16 protein-coding genes are annotated in these 21015 nt (G+C 45.7%); 9 read left to right on the top strand and 7 right to left on the bottom strand.

What is annotated here, in order from left to right; genetic code table 11:
* Positions 1–5: 5 nt before the first annotated feature.
* Entirely contained in the window at positions 6–575 is a 570-nt protein-coding gene (locus tag ACFPFU_RS20105) for a hypothetical protein (RefSeq protein ID WP_377067466.1), read from the top strand.
* Positions 576–673: 98 nt separating this feature from the next.
* Here ACFPFU_RS20105 and ACFPFU_RS20100 read toward each other — a convergent pair whose 3' ends face one another.
* From ACFPFU_RS20100 to ACFPFU_RS20085, 4 genes are all read right to left on the bottom strand, one after another.
* The gene (locus ACFPFU_RS20100; RefSeq protein WP_377067464.1) at positions 674–1816 is read right to left on the bottom strand and encodes a mannonate dehydratase; all 1143 of its coding nucleotides are present in this window, start codon (positions 1814–1816) and stop codon (positions 674–676) included.
* The gene (locus ACFPFU_RS20095) at positions 1809–3011 is read right to left on the bottom strand and encodes an alpha/beta hydrolase family protein (protein WP_377067462.1); all 1203 of its coding nucleotides are present in this window, start codon (positions 3009–3011) and stop codon (positions 1809–1811) included. The genes ACFPFU_RS20100 and ACFPFU_RS20095 overlap by 8 nt, the downstream gene beginning before the upstream one ends.
* Before the next feature lie 163 nt (positions 3012–3174).
* Positions 3175–5988 (bottom strand): TonB family protein, encoded by a 2814-nt coding sequence (locus ACFPFU_RS20090; protein ID WP_377067460.1) that lies wholly within the window; start codon positions 5986–5988, stop codon positions 3175–3177.
* 3 nt (positions 5989–5991) lie between these two features.
* On the bottom strand, positions 5992–6357 hold the full coding sequence (locus ACFPFU_RS20085; RefSeq protein WP_377067458.1) for a BlaI/MecI/CopY family transcriptional regulator: 366 nt from the start codon (positions 6355–6357) through the stop codon (positions 5992–5994).
* Positions 6358–6735: 378 nt separating this feature from the next.
* On the opposite strand from ACFPFU_RS20085, the gene ACFPFU_RS20080 reads away from it, so the two are divergent.
* The 6 genes from ACFPFU_RS20080 to ACFPFU_RS20055 all read left to right on the top strand — a co-directional run bounded on the left by ACFPFU_RS20080 (position 6736) and on the right by ACFPFU_RS20055 (position 15678).
* Entirely contained in the window at positions 6736–8385 is a 1650-nt protein-coding gene (locus ACFPFU_RS20080) for a S8 family peptidase (RefSeq protein WP_377067456.1), read from the top strand.
* Between the two features lie 91 nt (positions 8386–8476).
* A complete protein-coding gene (locus ACFPFU_RS20075; protein WP_377067454.1) occupies positions 8477–9640 on the top strand; it encodes a cysteine desulfurase family protein in 1164 nt (387 codons plus the stop codon).
* A gap of 13 nt (positions 9641–9653) precedes the next feature.
* A complete protein-coding gene (gene moaC / locus ACFPFU_RS20070; RefSeq protein WP_377067452.1) occupies positions 9654–10139 on the top strand; it encodes a cyclic pyranopterin monophosphate synthase MoaC in 486 nt (161 codons plus the stop codon).
* A gap of 19 nt (positions 10140–10158) precedes the next feature.
* The gene (locus ACFPFU_RS20065) at positions 10159–11304 is read left to right on the top strand and encodes an NTP transferase domain-containing protein (RefSeq protein WP_377067450.1); all 1146 of its coding nucleotides are present in this window, start codon (positions 10159–10161) and stop codon (positions 11302–11304) included.
* 53 nt (positions 11305–11357) lie between these two features.
* A complete protein-coding gene (locus ACFPFU_RS20060; protein ID WP_377067448.1) occupies positions 11358–12542 on the top strand; it encodes a THUMP domain-containing class I SAM-dependent RNA methyltransferase in 1185 nt (394 codons plus the stop codon).
* A gap of 115 nt (positions 12543–12657) precedes the next feature.
* The gene (locus tag ACFPFU_RS20055) at positions 12658–15678 is read left to right on the top strand and encodes an FAD-binding and (Fe-S)-binding domain-containing protein (protein ID WP_377067446.1); all 3021 of its coding nucleotides are present in this window, start codon (positions 12658–12660) and stop codon (positions 15676–15678) included.
* A 235-nt stretch (positions 15679–15913) separates the two neighbouring features.
* On the opposite strand, the gene ACFPFU_RS20050 is transcribed toward ACFPFU_RS20055, so the two are convergent.
* The 3 genes from ACFPFU_RS20050 to ACFPFU_RS20040 are packed head-to-tail and all read right to left on the bottom strand — an operon-like array spanning position 15914 to position 18723.
* A complete protein-coding gene (locus ACFPFU_RS20050) occupies positions 15914–17281 on the bottom strand; it encodes an NAD(P)(+) transhydrogenase (Re/Si-specific) subunit beta (RefSeq protein ID WP_377067444.1) in 1368 nt (455 codons plus the stop codon).
* A 5-nt stretch (positions 17282–17286) separates the two neighbouring features.
* Positions 17287–17604: an NAD(P) transhydrogenase subunit alpha part 2 gene (locus tag ACFPFU_RS20045; RefSeq protein WP_377067442.1), complete on the bottom strand. Its 318-nt coding sequence runs from the start codon at positions 17602–17604 to the stop codon at positions 17287–17289.
* A gap of 6 nt (positions 17605–17610) precedes the next feature.
* Entirely contained in the window at positions 17611–18723 is a 1113-nt protein-coding gene (locus ACFPFU_RS20040) for a Re/Si-specific NAD(P)(+) transhydrogenase subunit alpha (RefSeq protein ID WP_377067440.1), read from the bottom strand.
* Positions 18724–19104: 381 nt separating this feature from the next.
* Here ACFPFU_RS20040 and ACFPFU_RS20035 point away from each other — a divergent pair, with 381 nt between their 5' ends.
* On the top strand, positions 19105–19305 hold the full coding sequence (locus ACFPFU_RS20035) for a hypothetical protein (RefSeq protein ID WP_377067438.1): 201 nt from the start codon (positions 19105–19107) through the stop codon (positions 19303–19305).
* A 163-nt stretch (positions 19306–19468) separates the two neighbouring features.
* Positions 19469–20854: an AGE family epimerase/isomerase gene (locus ACFPFU_RS20030; protein ID WP_377067436.1), complete on the top strand. Its 1386-nt coding sequence runs from the start codon at positions 19469–19471 to the stop codon at positions 20852–20854.
* Positions 20855–21015 lie beyond the last annotated feature (161 nt).

The raw sequence follows: 21015 nt of genomic DNA, 5'->3' as shown, positions 1-21015 counted from the left end.
AAGCCATGGAAGTATTTCTTAAAATAAGGCACTGGCAGCTCTTCCTGCTCATAGTCGGTATTCCGTTGATCATTTTCCTTTATGCAGGTGCTTCTTTGACCCTAAGGGAAGAAGAGAGGTTTGTCGGAGATGCAATGGCCAGATTAATCATGACCATTCCCTTTTTATGCTACTTTTTGTGGCTCTGGTCAGCAGGCAAACTGTTGAATCAACATCTTCACCACAAGCTGGCAACCCCTTCATCTAATTTTTCAATTAGCGTTGCTGTATCTTATTTTTCTTTTTTCTTTTTGTTGGTATTTAATTCCATCTATTGGGAACATGAACAGGAACCTCCTCAGAACACGGTTTGGGTTTACATATTGGGGAGTATTATCTCTCTTCTAGCCATTACTTCCTGGCTTTATGCGTTAAATTATCTGGCCAAGACGCTGGTGAGAGCGGAAAGAGAAAGTCACATTAAGCCTTCAGAATACTATGGGGAGTTTGTGATGGCACTGATTTTTCCGGTTGGTGTCTGGATCTTACAACCAAGGATAAATGCTTTATACAGGAATATGGTGAAGCCGGTTTAGTTGCTTTTGAGATGGCATGGCCTTTTCATGCAATAGGCAATCAGCCGGCTATGGCGGTCGGACTCGATGTCTTTTGGACAGGTTTTTTATTGCTCCGGTTATTGGGCAGATTTAGTTACCCCTTCCATCAATCCACGCATGTAACCGATTGCAAATAGCGTCCCGATTGTACTGTATCCAGGCTTGTCATTGCTGTCGCTTGCCATGGTGGGCACATGGTCAGGGCGGATGGGTCCCTTAAAACCGATCTCATAATAACATTTCATGGCTTCAAACATATCCGTTTTGCCATCATCATGGAAGGTTTCCTCAAAGTTGGTCTTGTGGCCCCTCACATCCCTGAAATGGACAAAATGAATGGCTTCTTTTTGGCCAAAATACCGGATGGCCGCCGGGATGTCCACACCGTCATGGGCATTTCCCATAGAGGCAAAACTACCTTGGCAAAAAGTGATACCGTTATAAGGGCTGGGGTAGAGGTCAAGGAGCTTTTTAAATGCATCCACAGAAGTCATGATACGGGGAATTCCCTGAATATCGTCTACCGGTGGATCGTCCGGATGCAATGCGAGTCTGATGCCATATTTTTCGGCTTCGGGAACCGCAGCCTTAAGGAAGTATTCCAGGTTATCCCACATTTTTTGGTGGTTCAATTCGCCGTAGTCGGTGATTTTTTCTCTTTCCAGTACATCTTCCATATCAAAAGCACTGACCAACGCCCCGCCGCGGCTGGGCCGGTCCAGGGTGGTGCGGGCCCAGCTTATTACAGGCATCCAGTTATAGCAGATGGTATCGACGCCTTCCAGTGAAAGGTTTTTCATGAATGTGATGAAGTTCCCGATCTCCTCATCCCGGTCAGCAAGGCCCAGTTTGGTGGAAGTGCCAAGGGAGGGAGGGCCTTCTATCACCCGGAGAGTTAACCCCTCTTTTTTCCAGGCTTCTTTCACTCCCCTGATTACTTTTTTGTCCCAGGGTTTTTCTCCTTGCAAACCTGCCATGCCAGGGTTGATGCCTCCTACAGCGCCCAAAACATCCATTTGGCGTGCCAATGCTACTTTTCTGGGTTCGATGCCCCAGAAATAAGCCAGGCACATTTGTAATCCCATATCTTTCTCAGCGTTGGCCAAAGTCTTTCCGCTCCATGTTTTAATGTCTCTGCTATGGACTGCGGAGATTCCTGCCATGGAAAGGGCGGCCAGGGAAGCGGACTTTTTGATGAATTTTCTTCGTGGATTAGTCATTTTTGATAGCATATAATTGATCTGCAAAATCCATGAACCTCTCCCAATCATAAAGGGTGAGGTTGTGTTTGCCCTCTCTGATATGGTGGCCTATATAAGGCAGATGTACGGGTTGGGCCACGCCCGGTAATTTTTCAGGGAGGTCTACAGGGATGCCGTAAATTTCCCTGTGCACTCTGCTGCCCAGCTTCAGGGACAGGAACTCGCCTTTAGGATCGGCCCATTGGTCTTCCGAGGCGCTGGCTACATATACTGCCCTGGGCGCCATCAGCCCCACCAGCATGTGCTGATCTACCGGCAAAGCGTCTTCGTTGTCGTTGTACCGGTTAAAATTATCCGTAAACCAATAAGGGAAATTGGTGTTGATCCTTTTGACCGTCTCTCCAAACCGGCGCCGTGAGAGAGCAGCACCGCCACATCCGGACTCGTTGGATACGGTAATGGCCCATCTCGTGTCCTGGACACCCGTCCACAGCGCAGCCTTACCTCCCCTTGAATGACCTACCACCCCGGCACGTTTGGCGTCAATATCGGGATCCCGCTCAAAATAATCCATCATCCGCATGGCACCCCAGGCCCAGGCCCCGAGTCCCCGCATACCGTTTTCCATTTTCAGTTGCTCGGGGTAAAGCCGCTCGAGTAGATCTTCTGTAAAGGTATCTTTATGGTCATCGGAGACATCCGAGACATGGAAAGCCGCTGCGGCATATCCATTGGCTATAAGTTGTTCCACGGGCCAAAAATCGGATTTCTGTTGCCGGGTAGGGTCTATGTTTTCGTGGCCTCTGTGGGTAATTAAAAGAAAAACAGGTGCCGGTGTTTCCTTATGGTTAGGTATAAAAAGTATTAACCTGATGGTGATTTCACGCTCATTTCTCGCCACGGTGATATCCACTTCTTTTAAATGTGCAGCTCCGTCCACCGCTTTTTTGTCCTCAGACACCAGCTTGAAAGCAATGTGGTCCAAATCCCGGGGAACCTGCCCATAGACTTCGTTTTCAAACAGCCGCAGGATTTCCGGCCTGCGGGTAAATTCCCATTGATGGATGCTGCTGATAGGCTGGCCCTGTAAGCTTACAAAAAGATCGGGAAGACTGTAAGCAGAGATGCGGGATTCATCGTAATTGAAACCATCAGGAGATTGGGCAAAAGTCGGGATAACAATATTGGCTTGAAGGAAAAAGGCAACAATCAAGGACTTTGGGTTTATTTTACACATAGAGGTCATACTGTTCTGGTGAATATCGGGTCAATAAGGCAGCTGCAATATATAGCAAAAAAAAGACCAGCCAAAACAGCTGGTCCTTTAAAACGGCCGCTTACCAAATGGTATGCTGAACAAAAGGTGAATCCCAAATTTAATTGTCATGAGAGACGATAAGGATCACCCCGTTTTTTGCTTTTCCGCCATAAAGGTTGGTGGCTTTTTTCCCTTTCAGCACGGTAATGGATTCAATATCAATAGGGTCAATTCCGTTCATATCGGTTTTTTCTTTGCCATCCAATATCACCAATGGCTGATCGGGTCCTCTGTTCAAGTTGATCTGAGGGTCCGTTCCGTATTTCCCAGTCTCCTCAGAAGACCGGCTGGTGTACAATAGCCTGTTGAGACCATTTACTCTTAGAGCCGCTTGGACATCCTGAACCGTGCCCATCCTCACACCTTCCTCAGCGGTCAGCTGTATGGTAGCGGTTTCTGCATCCAGCCCACTGCGTGCCAACAGGTCTTTTATCCGGTCTTCCAAATCCTCATTGATTCTCATTAAATTTCCATGGAAGGATAACAGCTTCTCATCAATGATTTTCACGTCGAAAACGGGGTTTTTTATCCTCTCTTTAGTTAAGGAGGCGGGGTAAGCATTTACAATAATACCGCCCTTAAAAGTTGTTTTAGCATTTTTTGCTTCCGCCTGGTGTTCTCCCATATTGAACGTGATGGGATAGATGGCCTGGTAAGTCTCTTTATCACCTTTCACGGTCCACTTGGGCGCATTTTGGAAAATATCCAGTACTTCCTTGTCGATCTCTTTGGATATGCCTTTAAAAATAATGGCATCAAGGATTTCCCCTTCCCTGTTGAATTTGAGTTTAGTATAAACCGTACCTGCTTCCCGGTCTATGCGGGCTTCTTTGGGATATTGAAGGTTTTGTAAAGAATATTTCAGGAACGCCTCGCTGGGAATGATTAGGCCTGCTATCAGATCATTATCAACCGATATAGGGGTTGCTCTGGTTTGGTGGTCGGCCATTCTAAACCGGATGGGTAACCTCATTTTTACATTCACCGCTTGTTCATGTTGCCTACCGGGTTCCCAGTTTGGGGAGTTTTCTATTAAACGCATCGCCTCTTCGTCCAGGCCATGGCCTACCCCCCGAAGGATTTCCGGATGGAGAAGTTCCCCTTTTTTGTTGACCACAAACATCACGTATACTGTACCCTCCGCTTGGTTTCTTAAGGCAGCTTCAGGATAGTCGAGATTTTCCCTGACATAAGCGTTCCATCCTTCCATACCGCCGGGAGGAACAGGCATGGATTCCACCACATCGAAAACCTCATCCCCATCCAGGCGTTGGGAAGTGTAGGTGCGGTGGTCGAGGGATTTTTGAGGTTCAGGAAAAAAACTGCTTCTGCTGGCCATACCCTCCCCGAAGTTAAAAGCGATACGGGAAGTGACTACCGCCGGAACAGCTTTGTTTTTATCCTTACCTGGCTTCCACAGCGGCGTATCCGCTCTTTGAATGATAGCCAGAAGCTGCTCATCCACACCTCCTCCAAAACTTCTCCGGATCACCGGATGATGTATGCGGCCTTCCTGATCTACCACAAATTCAATGTCAACCATGCCCGACAGGCCAAGTTCTTGTTCTTTTTCCGGAATGCTGACTTTTTCCCTGAGGTAGCTTTCCCAGGCTTCCCAACCGTCCCTGGGTTCGGGGCTTTCTTCCACCGCATATTCCGACTGGATGTTTTCATAGGTTTTGCTCATCCTTGAATTGGCCCGCAGGATATTGACCAGTTCCCGTACTTTAATGTACTCATCATCGGTGGATATTCCGGAGAACTCGTATTCAAGTTCACCCAGTTGTACTTTCAGCTTTCCGTTTTCCAACGGGCCAATCCACTCATAGTGCTTGGGGTTTTTCAAGCTGCGCACCCGTATCCCAACGTCCAGGGTGTCTTTCAGGTCGGTGACCTGCTTCGAGATGGTGTGTAGATTGGCAGTCTGATATTGGTTGAAAAACACCAGTCCGGTTTCGGACTTCATGCTTACCAGGCCAAACAGCATGATGGTCAAAGGTATGACCATCACAAGTTTGAACCAGTTGATTTTTGCTTTCTTTTTCATCATCAGAATTCTTTTTAAGGTTGTAGATCGGATAAAGTAATTGCCAATTGGAAGATCCAGCCCCTTGAAAGCCATTTTGACAATGAGTTTCGGATATGTTTCTTTGTTGGTTATCTGCCGCAGCACTTTTTCATCTGCCAGGTATTCATGGAGGTCCACCAATGAATAACGCATAAGATGGATAACAGGATTAAACCAAAATAGAATGCTAAGAAATTGATAATATAAAATGTCCCAACTATGCCGCTGCCGTATGTGTTCCAACTCGTGTCTGATGATTTGGTCTTCTTCTTCTTCCGAGAGTTTTTGGGTATCGTCCCAAAACAGCTTGTCGAAAAAAGAAAAAACAGGAGCCAGCCCAAAAGTGGGGACAAGAAAATAATTGCCTTTCAATTTATAGACGGTTTGGTACCAGCCTTTTTCCAGCAATTGGCGCAGCTGAAGGTATTGCCAGAAAAGTTTGAAAAACAAAAAAGCGGTAACCAACAAGTATAGCAGGCACAAATAATCTTTTAGCTCCCAGAGTAAAGGAAGCTTGGTATCGGTAACCGTGATTTCGGGGAGGCTGAAAGTGCCTACTATTTCCTGGTCTTCCTGTACCTTGAGGGCCTTCAGAAAAGAAGTGTTTTCCAGGGAAATACTGGGTTTGTCGAAGGAAACCGGTATTTCCATTAGGGGAAACAACAGCGCCAGCAAGGGGCATATCAAAAGATAGGCACGGTTAAACCGGAAGGTTTTTTCTCCATTTAAAAAAACCCAGTAAATTCCGTAAAGAAAGGTTAAGCAAAAGATACTTTGCCAGGTATAGTTGATCAAAGCCGCCATATATTAATTTTTAACTTCTTGTTTTACTTCCTGTAAAAGTTGTTCGAGTTCCTTAATATCCAGGTTTCTCTCTTTGGCAAAAAAAGAGGCAAGTTGCGAAAAGGACCCGCCAAAATAATCTTTGAGCAAGTTTTTTACGGTAAAACTTCTGTACTCGTCTTTGGATACCAAGGGATAATAGCGATGGGATTTTCCATAAGCTTTGTGCTTCACAAAACCCTTCTTTTCTAAAATCCGCACAAAGGTGGAGACGGTGTTATAAGCAGGTTTGGGATTATCCATTTCTCCCAAAATATCCTTTACAAATCCTTTGTCAATCTTCCAAAGAATCTGCATGACTTGTTCTTCAGCTTTTGTAAGAGGTTTCATGGGTACATCGTTTGATTACATTAAACTTAACCATTTAGTTTCTTATTTCCAAATCAAGGAACTAAAACTTTCAATTGACAACGATAAAAGTAAGTAATAAAAGCCGAATTAACTAACTGTATAGTGAATAAAATGCGATAGGGAAGCTTTTGGAGACGGTGGGAGGAAGTCGTCTTATTGGCAAAAAATCACCGATCAAAAAAGTTGACATCCGAAGAAAACAACTAATTTTGAATCCAACGTTAACTACAATATATTGGAAAAATATGTGCCATACTTAAGCACAATCCGGCTTAAGATGTTGATTTCCGGACCGTCAGTTTATACCTGAGGTTTATTCAACGTGAAAATGATTTATTATCTCAAAACCATACGTTAATGAAAATCTATCTGAAATTGTATTTTTATTTGCTGTTTTTCTTTTTAGGAGCAGGTGCCTTTGCCGGTACGGGGGACCTGTTTACCAACCCTGACAGTCTTAAGGCCCCCAAAAACTGGTTTCTGCTTGATCCCATAGAAGACGGTATCATGGGAACCGGTGCCCAGAGGGCACACAACACTTTTTTAAAAGACAAACGCCCCGCCCGGACGGTGATTGTAGCGGTGATTGATTCCGGGGTGGACATGGACCATGAAGATTTGAAGGGCAAAATCTGGGTAAATGAAGGTGAAATTCCCGGTAACGGGATAGATGATGACGGTAACGGTTATGTAGATGATGTGCATGGCTGGAACTTTATAGGAGGCGAGGACGGTACACACGTGGCCGAGGACTCTCATGAGCTTACGCGGGAATTTGTGAGGTTGAGGGAAAAATTCGAGGACGCAGACCCTGAAAAGCTGAGGAAAAAACAAAAGGAGGAATATGCTTACTGGAAGCGCATCAAGGAAAATTTTGAAAGCAGCAAAGAAGAGGCAGAAATGAACTATGGCATGTATTCCAACATGCTGGAGGGCTTTAGAAACATGACAGCCCTGGTAAAAGATGAATTTGAGGTGGATGATTTTGATAAAAAGGATCTATCTTCCTTTGAACCTGAGAGCGAAGAGGTAAAGGGCGCCATTGAGATGCTGCAGCAGCTTTTCTCATTGCTCATGGGGCAGGAGGCCACTATCAATGAGATCCTTTCCGAATTGGAAAAGGCTGTCAAACATTTTGAAACACAAGCCAAATATGCCTATAATCCTGACTTTGATCCCAGACACATTGTCGGTGATGATCCCGAAAATTATAAAGAGAAACATTATGGGAACAATGACCCCATAGGTCCCGATGCTTCGCATGGCACCCATGTGGCGGGTATCATCGCCGCAGACAGAAAGAATGATCTGGGCATAGAGGGAATCGCAGAGCACGTATTGATCATGCCCATCCGGGCGGTGCCCAATGGGGATGAAAGGGATAAGGATATTGCCAATGCTATCCGTTATGCGGTGGATAACGGGGCACATATCATCAACATGAGCTTCGGGAAATCCTACTCTCCGGGAAAAAAACATGTGGACAAAGCGGTAAAATATGCGGAAAGAAAGGGGGTGGTGTTGATCCATGCGGCGGGCAACAGTGCCAAAGAAATCAACCCACACAACAATTACCCCAACCGTTGGTACGAGAGAAGGGGCGAGGCTTCCGGGTGGATTGAAGTAGGTGCGGCTTCCTGGATGCTGAATGAAAATCTGCCGGCAAGTTTCAGTAATTTCAGTTCCGATGCGGTGGACCTTTTTGCTCCAGGTGTGGACATCTATTCCACGATGCCGGGAAGCGAGTATGATTCCAACAGCGGTACCAGTATGGCTGCTCCCAGTGTTTCCGGAGTTGCGGCGTTATTGATGGCTTACTATCCTGATCTGAAACCCAAAGAAATAAAAGAGATCTTAAAAAAATCAGTGTACAGCAAGGCCGAGCACCGTGTCATCCAACCTGGACAGGAAAAAGAAGTAGCCTTTGGTGACTTGAGCATAACCGGTGGGCTGGTCAACGCCTATCAGGCATTGGAAATGGCGGAGTCCATGTCCGATTCAAAATAACACTCAAAGTAAACCCAAGGTCTGCAATTGCTTTAAAACCGTTGGATTGACAGGAAGTGATTGAACTGATCAACTAAACCTCTTGAAGGAAATGAAATTTCCTATTTATTTTGACCATAATGCAACAACTCCCTGTCTTCCGGAAGTTTTGGAAGCCATGACTCCTTATTTTACTTCATTGTACGGGAATGCTTCCAGCAGCCATCATGTTTATGGATGGCTGGCCGAAGAAGCGGTGGAGATAGCAAGGGAACAGGTGGCCCATCTTATACGTGCCGCGCCAAAAGAGATTGTTTTCACCAGCGGCGCCACGGAGTCTGTCAACCTTGCCATCAGGGGAGTGGGCAATGCCAACCTGGATAGAGGGAAGCACTTTGTCACCCTCAGTACTGAGCACAAGGCCGTCCTGGATACTTTGGCAGACCTGCGACAGGAGGGTTTTGAAGTCACCGTGCTCCCCGTAGACGGAGATGGTCTGGTCGATTTAAACCAACTCGAGGAGGCCATTCGCGACGATACGGTGATGGTGGCGGCCATGTTTGCAAACAATGAAACGGGGGTTTTGCAGCCGATTCAGGAAATCGCAGACCTGACCCGCTCCAAAGGCGTGCTCTTGCTTTCTGACAGCGTACAGGCGGTAGGAAAAATGCCATTAAATGTCCGCGAACTGAACGTGGATTTGGTACCTTTATCTGCTCATAAATTTTATGGCCCCAAAGGGGTAGGTGCCTTGTATATAAGAAAATCCCAGCCCGGCGTATATTTGAAAGCTTGTATAACCGGGGGCGGACAGGAATTGGGAAGACGAAGCGGTACACTAAACATTCCGGGAATTGTAGGTCTAGGCAAAGCTGCCGAAATTGCATCCAGGGAAATGGATAGGGACCGGCTAAGGCTTAAACCTTTAAGGGATAAGCTCGAAAATGCTTTGTTGGCTTTGGATGGATGCAGGCTAAACGGCCATCCGGTTCATAGACTCCCCCACGTGAGCAATATTTCGTTTGCGGGTGTAAATGGCAAAGACTGGCTGATCCGGATCAATAAAGAACTGGCCGTCAGTTCGGGATCGGCCTGTAGCAGTATTACAGACAAGCCCTCCCATGTTTTGAAAGCCATGGGGCTCGAAAATGAACTGGCCAAAAGTACCCTGCGTTTTGGATTAGGCAAGTCCACTACGGACGAACAAGTAGATTTTGCCATCGAATTTGTGAAAGAAAGTTACCGGCAGATGACGGGGGATGCTGCCTCGAAGTAAATGAAGCTGAATAATGGAAGAAAAGGACTTTACCCATCTCGACAAACACACCGGCAATCCCAACATGGTGGATGTGGGAAATAAAGCGGTGACCAAAAGGGTTGCGACAGCGACTTGCGTGGTAGCGCTGGGGGAGGATATTATGACGAGGCTTACCGAAAATAAAGATATTCTGACCAAAAAAGGACCGGTGTTTCAGACAGCGATTATTGCGGGAACCATGGCTGCAAAAAAGACCCCCGACCTTATCCCGCTTTGCCATCCCGTGGGAATGGACAATTGCAAAATCGATATAGAAGTGATAAATAGCACCGAGGTGTTGATTTCCTGCACCGCCAGTGTAACCGGAAAAACCGGCGTGGAGATGGAGGCGCTCACCGGGGCTTCTGTGGCCGCATTGACCATTTATGATATGTGCAAAGGTTTTTCCCACGATATTCTGATTAAAAACCTGCAACTTGCAGAAAAAACCGGAGGTAAAAGTGACTTCAAAAGATAAACACCAAAAACATGTCAGCATGAAGCGACCTGCCTATGGTGAGTTCGGCCGGAACGAACTAGGTGTTTTGGGTACTTCATGTGGATTGATACAGCAACTTGCCAAAAAACTGATCCAATCACTTTCCGAAAGTTACCGGTTGGCCTATGTGGATGCTGACCACAAAGAAGGAGACAGGCTTTTGGCAGGAGAGGGAGAAGAGGACAGCCTCATGTCGGTAACCGGTACCATGGAATTCAGGGATAAGATACTTTTTAAGAGAATAGACCTGGCGGTTGAAAGCAATAGCCCTTTTGAGCGGAGGCAGTGGTTCAATAAACAGGACCTGATTTTAATAAATGCAAACCATTTCAAAGCCAAATCACAGATCTTGGTCATTGATTCCAATAAATCCCTGGAAAAGAAGCTGGATAAGTTGACGGATGTACAGATGATCTTGCTGAAAACCAATGAGGAAACCGTGCCGGATGTCATCCGAAAGCTTCTTCCGGACTGGGAAAAGCTTCCATGTTATACCATAGATGAGACGGAGAAAATAACGGGATTTATCTCTGGATGGCTGCAAAAAAATACGGCTCCGGTCAATGGTTTGGTGTTATCCGGCGGAAAAAGCACCCGCATGCAAAAAGACAAGGGCGATTTGGTTTATCATGGTAAAAGCCAACGGCAACACATGATGGATATGCTGGCTCCTTATTGTCAAAGTGTTTACCTTTCCTGCAACCCGGTGCAGGCCCCCATATTGGAAGAGAAATTCCCGGTAGTCCAGGACAAAGTACTGGAACTCGGCCCGATGGGTGGGTTGATTTCGGCTTTTATGCAGGAACCTGACCATGCCTGGCTGACAGTAGCCTGCGATCTCCCTTATTTGACGGAAGGCACCATCAAATATTTAATAGATCGCCGTAATCCTTCCAAACATGCGACTGCCTTTCTTGATCCGGAAGGAAAATTTCCGGAACCCTTGATTACCATCTGGGAGCCCAGAAGTTATCCTCTATTGCTTCAGTTTTTAAGCCAGGGCTACAGCTGCCCGAGGAAGGTACTGATCAACACGGATATTGAACTGTTAAAAGCTCCCGATGTGCGGGAATTCAGAAATATAAACTATCCGGAAGAGTTTGAAGCGGCAATAAAAGACCTCCACCCTCGGAGGGGTGGATGATCATCCAATGAGGGAAATCCTTTATTTTTCGATTATAACGGTATATTTGCCTTATGATCGATTTTAGCAAAGAGGGAAAGGTCGTGATCACCTGTTTTGACAGGTACGCGCCTTATCTGGAAATGGAATTAAAGGAACTCGGTTTTTCTCCCGCTGATGTTCATAGAACCCACGTTGAACTGAAGGCAAGTCTGGAAGATTGTATTTTTTTGAATATGCACCTTCGTACGGCGAGCCATGTTTTATTCGAGATACAATCTTTTACCCTCAAACATATCCAGGACCTTTACAAAAAAGTCAAAAATATATCCTGGGAAGATTATTTGGAGAAGGATGGCTACTTTTCTGTCATCAGCAACGTAGCTCATGAATCTGTAGACAACCCCCTGTTTGCCAATCTTAAAATCAAGGATGCCATTGCTGACAGGTTCAGGGAGAAATTTGGGGTACGCCCTGATTCCGGTTCTGCTTTGAACGGTACGGTGTTCCAATTTTTTTGGAAAGAAAGCGAGGCATCTATCTACATCAACACTTCCGGTGAAACTTTAATCAAACACGGTTACCGTAAAATACCGGGCAATGCGCCGATGATGGAGGCCCTGGTGTCGGCTACCCTGTTGGCTTCGGGGTGGGACAGGAAAAGCCCTTTTGTGAATCCCATGTGCGGTTCTGGAACAGTGGCCATTGAAGCTGCCTTATTGGCCACCAACAGGTACCCCGGGCTTTACAGGGATGAATATGCCTTTATGCATATCAAAGGCTACGACCCAGGTCATTACCGGAAACTAAAAAAGGAATTGGACAGGAAGATCAATGACCATGTTGATTTTGATATCATCGCCTCCGATATCAGCAACAGGGCGATAACAGCGAGCAAAACAAACGCTTCCACAGCCGGAGTGGAACACCTGATTCGGTTTGAAGTATGTGATTTTAGGGACACGACTGTTCCAGAGGCGGAAACCGGCGCCATGTTTTTAAACCCGGAATACGGGGAACGGCTGGGGGAGGAAGATGAGCTAGAGTTGGTGTATCGGGAAATAGGTGACTTCATGAAGAAGCGCTGCTCAGGTTATACAGGCTTGGTTTTCACCGGAAATCTGGATTTGGGAAAAAAAGTCGGTTTAAAACCCAAACGACGGATCCCGTTCTATAACGGGACCATTGATTGCAGGTTGCTCGTGTTTGAACTTTATAAGGGAAGCAGGCGCGGAGAGCCCGGATCTGCCCCAGTTTAAAAATTAAATACCGGACTGCTTCCGGGTAAAGATCAAGCTGTTTAAAAGCATTTTCGTAAAATAAAAAAACAGAGGGATTATTCATTCCTAATCTGATCTGTTTTATTTTTGGGCCATGAGTGAAACCACAGTAGACTTGAAGCACAAAGGAAATCTTGATGTAAACCTTTCCACTCAGACCAAGAGTGAAACTACAGTAGATTTGAAGCCCTTATTGGCCCAACTGGCGGGTGAATTAGACGGGGAATTGCACTTTGACAGTTTGATGCGTACCTTATATGCCACGGATGCATCAGTTTACCGTTCCCTTCCCGTAGCGGTGGCTTTGCCCAAAAACACATCAGATATCCGGAAACTCATAGGCTTTGCTACTCAGCACGGTACTTCTCTTATTCCCAGAACTGCGGGAACTTCCCTGGCGGGTCAATGTGTGGGGGAGGGCATTGTGGTGGATGTGTCAAAATACCTGAATAAAATCATTGAATTCAATAAAGAAGAAGGGTGGGTGCGCGTGCAGCCGGGTGTGATAAGAAATGAATTGAACAATTACCTGAAGCCGCACGGCTATTTTTTCAGCCCCATCACCAGTACCGCCACCAGGGCCATGATAGGAGGTATGGTGGGAAACAACAGCTGTGGCACAACTTCCATTGTGTACGGCAGTACCCGGGAACATACCCTGGAGTTAACGGTTTTATTGAGCGACGGCAGCGAGGCGGTCTTTAAATCCACATCCAAAGAGGAGTTTGAGAACAAGTGCCAACTCAACAATCTGGAAGGTGAATTGTACAGGCATATCAAAGAAGAGCTCAGTAATCCCATCAACCAAAAGAACATCCGTGAGCATTTTCCCAAACCTACCATCCATCGAAGGAATACGGGATATGCAGTAGACTATTTGCTGGATTCCGAATTGTTTTCGGACAAATCAAATCCATTTGATTTTTGTAAACTGCTGTGCGGGTCTGAAGGCACTTTGGCCATTATCACCGAAATCAAGATTCACCTGGACCCCTTGCCCGATCCTTTTGATATTGTGGTGGCGGCCCATTTTGACTCCATCCATGAGAGCATGAAAGCGGCGCAGGTGGCCATGAAGCTTAAGCCCACGGCTGTGGAATTGATGGACAAAATCATTCTGGACTGTACCAAACAGAACGTGGAACAAAGCAAAAACAGGGATTTTGTGGAGGGCGATCCTAAAGCCATTCTTATGGTAGAATTCAGAGGCCAGCAGCTTGAGGAGGCCAGACTGCAGGGTAAGGCATTTATTGCGGCGCTGGAAGAAGCGGGTTTGGGATATGCCTATCCCATGATCGGACCGGATAGGACCGGCAGTGCCTGGGAACTGAGAAGTGCGGGTTTGGGGCTTTTGGCGAATATTCCGGGTGATAAAAAAGCGGTTGCCTGTATTGAAGATACGGCTGTGGATATTGAGGATTTGGCGGATTATATTGATGAGTTTGGAGAAATCATGAAAGGTTTTGGCCAGGAGCCGGTGTATTATGCCCATGCCGGGGCCGGCGAAATACACCTCAGGCCTATCTTGGACCTGAAACAGTCCGACGATGTGGAGGAATTTTATAAAATCAGTGAAGCTTGTGCCAAACTGGTGAAAAAATACAAAGGTTCTCTCAGTGGGGAACATGGCGATGGCAGGGTACGGGCGGCTTTTATCCCGCTTATGGTGGGAGACGAAAATTATGAATTACTGAAAAGAATAAAATACACCTGGGATCCCAAAGCTATTTTCAATCCCGGCAAAATTGTGGACGCACCTCCCATGAACACCTCATTGAGGTATGAGCCGGATATGGTGACGCCGGAACACGATACCGTTATGGATTTCAGTGAGGTAGGGGGAATCCTGAGGATGGCCGAAAAATGCAACGGTTCGGGGGATTGCCGCAAACTGCCCAACTCCGGCGGCGGAACGATGTGCCCAAGCTATCAAGCCACCCGCTATGAAAAGGATACCACCAGAGGCAGGGCCAATACGCTCCGTGAATTTCTGACCAAAAGCAACAAGAAAAACCCTTTTGACCATGCAGAGATCAAAGAAGTAATGGACTTGTGTCTTTCTTGCAAGGGATGTACTTCCGAGTGCCCCTCCAATGTGGATATGGCTTCCATGAAGGCGGAATTTCAATATCAATATTATAAATCCAACGGTGTACCTCTAAGGGCACGTGCTTTTGCTTTTATCAATAAACTCAATGGATTGGGAAGCACCATTCCGGGTATTTCCAACTTCTTTTTGAACAATAAGGTCACAGGTGCGGCGATGAAAAGAATATTAGGCGTGGCTCCCAAAAGGAATCTGCCTAATATCCACCCGGTTTCACTGAAAAAATGGTATAGAAAGAATTATAGCAGCTTACAGGGCAAAACACCCATCATTAAAACCGTTTATTTTTTCTGTGATGAATTTACCAATTACAACGATACCCTTATTGGGATCAAGGCCATTAAACTATTGCGTCATTTGGGCTATGAAGTAAAAATGACAGATCATGAAGAAAGCGGCAGGGGAGCCATATCCAAGGGATTATTGGAATACGCCCGCAAAATGGCGAATGAAAATGTGAAAATCTTTAGCCAGATCATAGACAGGAACACGCCTTTAATCGGTCTGGAACCTTCCGCCATATTGAGTTTCAGGGACGAATATCCCAGGCTGGTGGCAAAGGAACTGGTTAAAGACGCCCAAAAGCTAAAAGTGCATTGCGAATTGATTGACGAGTTTCTGGCAAAGGAAGTGATAGCCGGTAACATCACCCAGGAGCAGTTTGGCCAGGAAAAGAAAAAAGTCCTGCTGCATGGTCACTGTCACCAAAAAGCCCTTTCTTCACCCAACTTTTCAAAGCGGCTGCTTTCCCTGCCGGAAAACTATGAGGTGGAAGTCATCCCTTCCGGTTGTTGTGGTATGGCAGGTTCTTTTGGATACGAAAAGGAGCATTATGAACTGAGTATGCAAATAGGAGAGATGGTACTTTTTCCGGCCGTCAGGAAAGCTGCCACAGATACTTTGGTGGCCGCTCCGGGAACCAGCTGCAGGCATCAGATCGCCGACGGTACGGGCAGGAAAGCCCTGCACCCGGTGGAGGTGTTATTTGAAGCTGCGGGGCTTGCCTGATACTGTTAGTGGATTTCGGGTTTTGAAACGGTTATTTTTCAAAAGTGGCTGGTTGTCCACGAATTCCACGGATTGACGCGGATTTCATGAAATGATCCGGGACGGTTGAATTGTTTTACCAAATATTATTCATACTTCGTGGATAAAAACCTTCGGTTTGGAAAATAAAAACCTCCGGTGATTATCTGAATTGGGATAAGCCGGAGGTTTTATGGTATAAAAATTCTCTATGTGGTTACATGTTCTTGACTTCTGACACCAATCCCGTCAACACTTTTTTGGCATCACCAAACAGCATCCGGGTTTTGGGATCAAAGAACAGGGCATTTTCTATTCCCGCATAACCCGAACTCATACTTCTTTTAATCACGATAACATTGGCTGCTTTATTGACTTCCAGAATCGGCATACCGTATATGGGGCTGGATGGATCGTCGTTTGCGGCGGGGTTGACCACATCATTGGCGCCGATTACCATGACCACGTCTGTGCTGGGCAACTGTTCGTTCATGTCATCCATTTCAATCAGTTTGTCGTAAGGTACATCGGACTCAGCCAAAAGGACATTCATGTGGCCCGGCATCCTGCCCGCCACTGGGTGAATACCATATAATACCTCGACACCTTTTTCTTCCAGCGCTTTTTCCAGGTCATGAACAGCATGCTGAGCTTGGGCTACTGCCAGACCATATCCAGGCACTACGACCACCCTTTTGGCGTACGAAAGCAAGATGGAGGAATCATATTGGTTGATTTCCTTAACCACCTGATCACCGGTCTGGCCAGCGGCGGCTCCTCCGGCAGCGGTGCCAAAAGAAGTGAACAGGATATTCGCTACAGAACGGTTCATGGCTTTGGCCATCAACAAAGTCAACAGCAGCCCGGCAGAACCCACCAGGATACCTCCCATCAACATCACCTTATTGTCATACAGCAAACCTGTAGTGGCAGCGGTGACACCGGTGAGGGAATTGAGCAAGGAGATCACTACCGGCATATCGGCTCCCCCAATAGGGTAAACAAAAGCCAATCCGTATACCAAAGCCAGCAGGACTACCACGTAAACCAACACCGGTTGAGGTTGACCGGAAGCTATAATATAAACGGCAAGGGCTACCGCCACGGCCAGAATGGTAAAACCCAGCATTTTGTTGATGCGGATATCTTTGATGACTCCCTGCAACTTGCCCATCGCAATCATGGAACCGGAGAATGAGATGGATCCGATTACCAAACTGGCCATCAGCACTGCACCTTTGCCGACTTCGTCCACTGGAAGATCCCCATATTCTACCAAGCCGATCAAAGCAGCCGCGGCACCCCCCATACCGTTGAAAAAAGAAACCAGTTGGGGCATAGCCGTCATTTTCACGCTCTTTGCAAAGTAAAGGCCGCCTACCGTACCCAAAGCCATGGCTACGAGGATCAGGATGATGTTATTCAGACCTGGTGTAAAAAAGGAGGCCACAATAGCCAGTATCATGCCCGATAGTGCTATTCCGTTGCCCCTTCTGGCGGTATCGGGATGGCTCATCAACTTGATACCTAAAATAAAGAGTACTACCGCTACCAGGTAGCATATATCGATTATATATAAAATCATAAGTGTTATTTTTTAGCAGGTTTTTTCTTAAACATTTCCAGCATCCGGTTGGTGACTGCAAACCCTCCCACTACATTGAGTGTGGCCAGCAGCACGGCGAAAAAGCCCAGGGTCAGCGCAGCGTAGTTATCGGGTGCCGTTTTTCCCAAGACGATGATGGAACCCACGATGACGACTCCTGACAAAGCATTTGAACCTGACATCAGCGGCGTGTGCAAAACGGTAGGAACTTTGGAAATGACTTCAATTCCCACAAACACCGCCAAAATAAACACGTAAAACTCTTGCTGGTTCTCTGAAATGTATTGTATAATATCTTCCATTATTTATTATTTTAATAAAGGCTGGTAGACAATCGACCCCTCATGGGTAATGCAAGTGCCTTTAATGATTTCATCTTCAAAGTTGAGGTTTATTTTATCTTCCTTTAAGAGCAGCTTAAGGAAATTCTGTACGTTTTTGCTGTACATTTTGGTGGCATCTTCCGGCATGGTGGACGGAAGCGTGGAACTTCCGATAATGGTCACTCCTTCGACGACAACGGTTTGTTCGTTGACGGTTCCTTCACAGTTACCTCCATTCGCAGCCGCCAGATCCACTACTACAGCGCCGGGTTTCATCTGTTGAAGCATCCCTTTTGTGATCAGAATGGGGGCTTTTCTTCCCGGAATCAGGGCCGTGGTAATCACGACGTCGGACTTGACGATTGATTTTTCCAACATCTCTGATTGTTTCTTTTTGTATTCTTCAGACTGCTCCACTGCATAACCTCCTGCAGCTTTGTCTTCCACCGCACCGGGGACTTCCACAAATTTTCCCCCAAGGCTTTCTACCTGTTCCTTTACAGAAGGTCTGGTGTCAAAAGCCTCCACTACAGCTCCGAGGCGTTTGGCGGTGGCCACGGCCTGCAAACCGGCCACACCCGCACCTATCACTAAAACCTTAGCCGGTGCAATCGTTCCCGCAGCAGTCATAAGCATAGGAAAAAATCTCGGAAGCTGACTGGCTGCGAGCAATACAGCCTTGTATCCGGCTACCGTGCTCATCGAAGACAGGACGTCCATGCTCTGGGCTCTGGTGATTCTCGGAATGGAATCCATGCTGAACAAGGTAATGCCTTGTGAAGCTACTTCAGTCATTAACTCTTTGGCCACAAGCGGCTGGTATACGCCGATCACAAATTTACCTTCAGTCAGCCCTTTTCTTTCACTTTCCGAAAGCGGCATTATCTGAAAAATCATTTCCGAACTTTCCAAAACAGCACTTCTTTCATGAATCTCCGCCCCGGCTTCTTTGTACAGTTCATCAGATAAAAAAGAAGCTTCTCCGGCCCCTTTTTCTATCTGAACCTTGTTTCCGGCTGCCACCAGGTTCTTTACCGCTTCTGGATGAAGGGAAACCCGGGTTTCCGGCGAAGGTTCTTTTAGTACTCCTAAAATCATAATGGTGGTTAATTGACGTAAATTAAAATTTAATACCCAAAATGTCGAGTGTTCCAGTTGCCCACCCTTTGATCCCCTCATAAGGGTCAAAAAGGTAGACAAATTTTTTAAGCAGTGCAAAAAAAGCACTTTTTTATGTATTTTTCATTAAAGCCTAATGAAACTTTCATTTTTTATCGAGAAAGACGGTTTTTTTAATAAACAGACCTTGCATTTTTTAAAAAATTAAATTTTGTTGAATTCGATATATTATTTTCTTTATTATTTATAGATAAAAGGGCGGAGAGAATTTTAGAGAAACACACATGGTTTTTTAAAAGCCAAGTACATTATTTTTAACCGGGGAATTGTTATATATTCTGCAATACATTATTTTGGAGCATGATAAAATCATTTATACTGTTTGCAACGCTGATATTTATGGGTATGTTAAACACCATCGCCCAAAATGGTGGGGGAAGCCAGGAAGTCAGGGTTTCTTATCCTTTTTCGGATTATTGGCCGGTGTTGCTGCTTCCCATCTTTGTAATAGTCGTTTATAGAATTTGGAAAAGAAAGAAAAAAGAAAAAGGGAAGAAATAACCCCCATTACAAAAAGTTAAAATAATAGAATGCCGATAAGACATGCTTTGATATTGAGGTATTTCAGAGGAGCGGATGAAGTCTCTGTAAGGGATTAGGAAAAACAATTTTTTGGCTTTAATTTTAATCCCATCCCCGATTTAACCTAAAAATGAAAAATCATATGAGCTTATCGTTTAAGATTGTGTTGCCATTTGTATGGTTATTTTTTGGCTTTAGCCTATCTGCATTTGAAAATGAAAGACGCGAACGCTTGGCCAAAGAAATGGAATATTCCATTCACCATCAAATGCTTAACAAGTGGTATCCGCTTGCCTATGACGATGAATATGGAGGATACTTGAGCAGTTTTGAATATGATTTTTCGCTTTCAGAGCGCCAAAATAAAATGATCGTATCCCAGGCCAGGCATTTGTGGACCGCTTCGAAGGCGGCGATGTATTACCCTGATCAACCACATTATTTAGAGGGAGCCAAACACGGTTTTGTTTTTATAAAGGACAAATTTTGGGACAAGGAGTATGGGGGATTTTATACCCTGTTGGACCGGCAGGGCAACGTCATTTCTAATTCCGATGAGGAAAAAACGGCATATGGCAACTCATTTGGCATATATGGACTGGCAGCTTATTTTGCGGTAAGCGGGGACAGCAGTGCGTTGGAACTTGCCCAAAAAGCCTTTCGATGGCTGGAAGAACATAGCCATGACCCGGTTTACGGGGGATATTTTCAGTCCCTGACCAGAGATGGCTCCCCGCTTAAAAGAGCCCAAGACACACCTTCCACCGCTACCATCGGCTACAAAGATCAAAACAGTTCCATCCACCTTTTGGAAGCATTTACAGAACTGTATTCCGTTTGGAAAGATCCCTTATTGAAAAAAAGACTTGAAGAGTTACTGGTGATTATAAGGGACCGCATTGTACAGGAAGAGGGTTACCTGCAACTTTTTTTATACCCGGACTGGAAGCCGGTAAGTTTTAGGGAGGGTACCGCGGAAGAGATAGCGAGGCATCATTCCATTGACCATGTTTCCTATGGCCATGATGTAGAAACGGCCTATTTGATGATGGAAGCTTCCCATGTATTGGGTATAAAAAATGACAAAAAGACTTGGGAGGTGGGAAAGAAAATGGTGGATCATGCCCTGAAATACGGGTGGGACGATGAAGTGGGAGGCTTCTATGACGGTGGCTACTATTTCAAGGGGGACACGAAACCTGAGGTGGTAAAAGATACAAAAAACTGGTGGGCCCAAGCGGAGGGGCTCAACACCCTGTTGATCATGGCTGATTTATATCCGGATGACGAATGGGATTACTTCTCAAAATTCGAGAAACAATGGGATTATATCCAAAAGTATCTCATTGACCACGAGCATGGGGAATGGTATTCAGGAGGGTTGGATAAGGAACCTCACCACAGCAAAACCCCTAAGGGGCATATATGGAAAACCGCTTACCATAATTTCAGGTCACTGGCAAATTGTGTGGAAAGGCTAAAGCATCCCGGTCCGCTTGCTCACACCGCTGATGGCTTTGGAAAGTGAAAACAGCATAAATTTAATACCTTTATAAAAAAACCGTTTTCCTATCCTTTTCTTTTACCTATATTAAGCCCCGGAAAAATCAATACATATCCTACTTGGTTATTGAAGTAGGAGTAAACATGTTATCATTAAAAATATAAAATGCATCGTTCTTTTTTGTC

Origin of the sequence: Negadavirga shengliensis (assembly GCF_042652345.1) — a bacterium.
In the GTDB taxonomy this organism is placed as follows: domain Bacteria; phylum Bacteroidota; class Bacteroidia; order Cytophagales; family Cyclobacteriaceae; genus Negadavirga; species Negadavirga shengliensis.
The sequence above is the reverse complement of the archived record's forward strand: the minus strand, read 5'-3'. Positions and strand labels throughout refer to the sequence as shown.

Bases quoted from the DNA above. Each gene is read 5' to 3' on its own strand.
- moaC (WP_377067452.1), top strand. From the start codon at position 9,654: ATGGAAGAAAAGGACTTTACCCATCTCGACAAACACACCGGCAATCCC.
- ACFPFU_RS20090 (WP_377067460.1), bottom strand. From the start codon at position 5,988: ATGGCGGCTTTGATCAACTATACCTGGCAAAGTATCTTTTGCTTAACC.
- ACFPFU_RS20100 (WP_377067464.1), bottom strand. From the start codon at position 1,816: ATGACTAATCCACGAAGAAAATTCATCAAAAAGTCCGCTTCCCTGGCC.
- ACFPFU_RS20030 (WP_377067436.1), top strand. From the start codon at position 19,469: ATGAGCTTATCGTTTAAGATTGTGTTGCCATTTGTATGGTTATTTTTT.
- ACFPFU_RS20045 (WP_377067442.1), bottom strand. From the start codon at position 17,604: ATGGAAGATATTATACAATACATTTCAGAGAACCAGCAAGAGTTTTAC.
- ACFPFU_RS20055 (WP_377067446.1), top strand. From the start codon at position 12,658: ATGAGTGAAACCACAGTAGACTTGAAGCACAAAGGAAATCTTGATGTA.
- ACFPFU_RS20060 (WP_377067448.1), top strand. From the start codon at position 11,358: ATGATCGATTTTAGCAAAGAGGGAAAGGTCGTGATCACCTGTTTTGAC.
- ACFPFU_RS20105 (WP_377067466.1), top strand. From the start codon at position 6: ATGGAAGTATTTCTTAAAATAAGGCACTGGCAGCTCTTCCTGCTCATA.
- ACFPFU_RS20080 (WP_377067456.1), top strand. From the start codon at position 6,736: ATGAAAATCTATCTGAAATTGTATTTTTATTTGCTGTTTTTCTTTTTA.
- ACFPFU_RS20050 (WP_377067444.1), bottom strand. From the start codon at position 17,281: ATGATTTTATATATAATCGATATATGCTACCTGGTAGCGGTAGTACTC.
- ACFPFU_RS20035 (WP_377067438.1), top strand. From the start codon at position 19,105: ATGATAAAATCATTTATACTGTTTGCAACGCTGATATTTATGGGTATG.
- ACFPFU_RS20040 (WP_377067440.1), bottom strand. From the start codon at position 18,723: ATGATTTTAGGAGTACTAAAAGAACCTTCGCCGGAAACCCGGGTTTCC.
- ACFPFU_RS20085 (WP_377067458.1), bottom strand. From the start codon at position 6,357: ATGAAACCTCTTACAAAAGCTGAAGAACAAGTCATGCAGATTCTTTGG.
- ACFPFU_RS20075 (WP_377067454.1), top strand. From the start codon at position 8,477: ATGAAATTTCCTATTTATTTTGACCATAATGCAACAACTCCCTGTCTT.
- ACFPFU_RS20065 (WP_377067450.1), top strand. From the start codon at position 10,159: ATGAAGCGACCTGCCTATGGTGAGTTCGGCCGGAACGAACTAGGTGTT.